Source organism: Burkholderia sp. BCC1999 (genome assembly GCF_905339975.1).
Classification (GTDB): domain Bacteria; phylum Pseudomonadota; class Gammaproteobacteria; order Burkholderiales; family Burkholderiaceae; genus Burkholderia.
In genome coordinates this window covers 1-1518 of record NZ_CAJPHP010000055.1, presented here as the reverse complement: position 1 = coordinate 1518, position 1518 = coordinate 1, and the positions used below count along the sequence as shown (strand labels likewise).

Below are 1518 nucleotides of genomic sequence, written 5' to 3'. Positions count from 1 at the left end.
CAGCTCGGTCACTTCGCTGTCGACGTCCACGTCGACGGGCCTGTCGTCGGCCACCAGCTCGATCGGTTCGCTGTCGACTGGCCTCTCGTCGACGAACAGCTCGGTCACGTCGCTGTCGACTTCCACGTCGACGGGTCTGTCGTCGGCCACCAGCTCGATCGGTTCGCTCTCGACCGGCCTTTCGTCGACGAACAGCTCGGTCACGTCGCTGTCGACGTCCACGTCGACGGGCCTGTCGTCGGCCACCAGCTCGATCGGCTCGCTGTCGACCGGCCTCTCGTCGACGAACAGCTCGGTCACGTCGCTGTCGACTTCCACGTCGACGGGCCTGTCGTCGGCCACCAGCTCGATCGGCTCGCTGTCGACCGGCCTCTCGTCGACGAACAGCTCGGTCACGTCGCTGTCGACTTCCACGTCGACGGGTCTGTCGTCGGCCACCAGCTCGATCGGCTCGCTGTCGACCGGCCTCTCGTCGACCAATAGCTCGGTCACTTCGCTGTCGACCTCCACGTCGACCGGTCTGTCATCGGCCACCAGCTCGATCGGCTCGCTGTCGACCGGCCTCTCGTCGACCAATAGTTCGGTCACCTCGCTGTCGACCTCCACGTCGACCGGTCTGTCGTCTGCCACCAGCTCGATTTCGTCGCTGTCCACCTCGGCCTCGACCGGCATCAACTCGCTGTCGACCGGCCTGAGCTCGGTCACGACGAAGACGAACAACCTCGGCACGAGCACGGCATCGGCGCTCGGCGGCGGCTCTACGTACGACCCGACGACCGGGACCGTCTCCGCTCCGGCATATACGACGTACAACGCGAATGGCACGACGTCGACCGCCAACAGTGTCGGCTCGGCGATCAACAACATCAACAGCCAGGGCATCAAGTACTTCCACGCGAACTCGTCCGGCGCCGACAGTCAGGCGCTCGGCACCGATTCGGTCGCGATCGGCCCGAGCGCGGTCGCCAACAATGCCGGCGACGTCGCGCTTGGCAGCGGCTCTGTTACGGCGGCGCCGGTCAAGACGCCGACCGGCACCATCGGCGGTGTAACCGCAACGTTCGAGGGCGGCAATCCGACCAGTGTGGTCAGCGTCGGCAAGCCTGGCGCCGAGCGTCAGGTCACCAACGTTGCAGCCGGCCAAATCACCGCGACCAGCACCGATGCGATCAATGGCTCGCAGCTGTTCGCAACCAATTCGATCGTCGACTCGCTGTCGACCACGGTGTCGACGTCCGGCAGCGCTATCGCCTCGCTTTCGACCGGCATCACGTCGCTGTCCACGGGCCTCAGCTCGACCAACAGCTCGGTGACATCGCTGTCTTCCTCGACTTCGACTGGCCTGTCGTCGGCTAACAGCTCGATCACCTCGCTGTCGACCTCGACCTCGACCGGCCTGTCGTCGGCGAACAGCTCGATCACTTCGCTGTCGACTTCCACGTCGACCGGCCTGTCTTCGGCTAACAGCTCGATCACGTCCCTGTCGACCTCGACCTCGACCGGTCTGTCGTCGGCGAA

The 1518-nt window shown here is 65.3% G+C and carries 3 protein-coding genes; all 3 read right to left on the bottom strand.

Features of this window, described 5'->3' with window-relative positions:
• On the bottom strand, positions 1-882 hold an 882-nt coding region (locus U5809_RS34515), incomplete at its 3' end, for a hypothetical protein (protein WP_322089840.1).
• A 36-nt stretch (positions 883-918) separates the two neighbouring features.
• On the bottom strand, positions 919-1101 hold the full coding sequence (locus tag U5809_RS34510) for a hypothetical protein (RefSeq protein WP_322089841.1): 183 nt from the start codon (positions 1099-1101) through the stop codon (positions 919-921).
• Positions 1102-1116: 15 nt separating this feature from the next.
• Positions 1117-1518 (bottom strand): hypothetical protein (locus tag U5809_RS34710; RefSeq protein ID WP_415877982.1); only part of this gene is annotated, 402 nt, incomplete at its 5' end.